At 68.0% G+C, this 2,023-nt stretch carries 3 protein-coding genes and 1 pseudogene; all 4 read right to left on the bottom strand.

Going from position 1 to position 2,023, the window contains the following annotated elements:
* Positions 1-234 (bottom strand): annotated as a pseudogene (locus tag HUK82_RS16190) (ribonuclease E/G); the annotation flags it as partial.
* The gene (locus HUK82_RS16185; protein ID WP_246495316.1) at positions 222-824 is read right to left on the bottom strand and encodes a Maf family protein; all 603 of its coding nucleotides are present in this window, start codon (positions 822-824) and stop codon (positions 222-224) included. The gene HUK82_RS16185 and the pseudogene HUK82_RS16190, both read right to left, overlap by 13 nt.
* A gap of 51 nt (positions 825-875) precedes the next feature.
* Entirely contained in the window at positions 876-1,094 is a 219-nt protein-coding gene (infA, locus tag HUK82_RS16180; protein WP_003622234.1) for a translation initiation factor IF-1, read from the bottom strand.
* A 182-nt stretch (positions 1,095-1,276) separates the two neighbouring features.
* Positions 1,277-2,023 (bottom strand): histidinol dehydrogenase (gene hisD, locus HUK82_RS16175; RefSeq protein ID WP_176614903.1); only part of this gene is annotated, 747 nt, incomplete at its 5' end.

Below are 2,023 nucleotides of genomic sequence, written 5' to 3'. Positions count from 1 at the left end.
GGCCTGTTGCCGGCGCGCCGGCAACAGGCCGCTGCGCGTGTCCGGCAGGGCGACGAACCATGCGCCCAGGGCCGGCATGAAACGTGTGAGACGGCCGCGATACCACGTACCGACCGGATCGGCCTCTCCGGGTCGCCACAGTGCAAAGTCCACGAGACGCTCGCCCCGCATGACCGCGATCCGGGCTTCGCCGGGACTGCAGGCCACGCGGATGATCGGGGCTAGCGCACCCATGCGCCCTTCTGTCCACGCAGAAGCTGCGCCGTCTCGAACAGGGGCAGCCCGATGACGCCCGACGCGCTACCGCCGATCTGGCGAATGAAGGCAGCGGCGTGGCCCTGCAGTGCGTAACCGCCCGCTTTCCCCTCCCAGTCTCCGGCGTCGAGCAGAGCCTCGATCTGGTAGTCGGTCAGGCGCGAGAACGTCACGTGGCTTTCAACGACACGCGTCGCGGCACGTCCGGCGGTCCAGGCCGCGCTCGGCTCCACCGCCACGGCGGTCAGAACGTGATGACGCCGCCCCGACAGCAGGTTCAGGCATCGTCGTGCCGTGGCCCGATCCTCGGCTTTGGGCAGGATGCGACGACCGACGGCCACGACCGTATCGGCGCCGATCACCAGCGCGGCTTCTGGCGTGCGGGCAGCGACCAGACGCGCCTTGTCGATCGCAAGACGCAGGGCGTACGGGCGTGGCAGTTCGCGGGGGTGGGGCGTCTCGTCGAGATCGGCCGGGTCGACCCGGTCGGGCGTGATGCCGATCTGCGCCAGGAGCGCCTGCCGGCGTGGCGAGGCCGAGGCCAGTACCAGCAGGGGGCTGGTCTCCATGGATCGGGCGTTCGTCATCGGCGGCGCGCGTGCGGTCGCACGGCCATGCGCTTACTTGAAGCGGAAGGTGATGCGGCCCTTGGACAGGTCATAGGGCGTCATTTCGACATTGACACGGTCACCGGCAAGGACGCGGATGCGGTTCTTGCGCATCTTGCCGCTCGTGTGGGCAAGAATCATATGCTCGTTATCGAGCTTGACGCGAAACATGGCATTGGGAAGCAGCTCCGTGACGGTGCCGCTGAACTCGATCATGTCTTCTTTCGACATAGTATCCTTCGATCAGCAAGTTGGGCGCAGTGGACAACGGCGACGGGGCCGCATGATGCGGCGACGTCCCGGACAACAGGGAACAGGCCCGTATGCCTTGCATGAGGCACGGACCGTAAGACCCGGGCGATATGGCGGACAACCGGCCCGGAGGTCAAGGTTTCACGCCAGAGGCCCGATGATCAGCGGGCCAGCCGTGTCTCGATGCTCATCGCATGGGCGTGCAGTCCCTCAGCCCGCGCCAGCAGGGCGCCTGCCGGTCCGATCCGCCCAAGTCCGGCCGCGTCGGCGGCGATGGAGGTCGTGCGCTTGAGGAAATCGAACACCGACAGGCCGGACGCGAAGCGGGCTGTCCGGCTGGTCGGCAGGACGTGGTTGGGGCCACCGACATAGTCACCCACGGCCTCGGCACAGAAGCGGCCCAGAAACGCGGCCCCCGCGTGGCGGACCTTCGCATAGAAGGACTCGGCATCGTCGAGGAGGATTTCAAGATGCTCGGGCGCCAGACGATCGACCAGCGCCGGGGCCTCGTCGAATGCGCGCACGACAATGATCGCCCCAAAGTCGCGCCAGCTCGCGCCCGCGATGGCGGCGCGTGGCAGGGTATCGAGTTCCCTCTCCACCGCCTTTGCCACGGCATCCGCGAACGCGGCGTCATCGGTGATCAGGATCGACTGGGCCATCTCGTCATGCTCGGCCTGCGCCAGCAGATCGAGCGCCACGATCCGCGGCGGATTCGAGCCGTCGGCCACGACCACGACCTCCGACGGGCCAGCAATGCTGTCGATCCCGACATGGCCGAACACCTGCCGCTTGGCCTCGGCCACATAGGCGTTGCCCGGGCCTACGATCCGGTCCACGGGTGCGATGGTCGCGGTGCCATAGGCCAGGGCGCCCACGGCCTGCGCGCCGCCGACGCGATAGACCTC

The sequence above is a fragment of the Ameyamaea chiangmaiensis genome, assembly GCF_013376175.1.
Taxonomy (GTDB): domain Bacteria; phylum Pseudomonadota; class Alphaproteobacteria; order Acetobacterales; family Acetobacteraceae; genus Ameyamaea; species Ameyamaea chiangmaiensis.
Note: the sequence above shows the minus strand (reverse complement) of the source record. Positions and strands in the feature narration are given on the sequence as shown.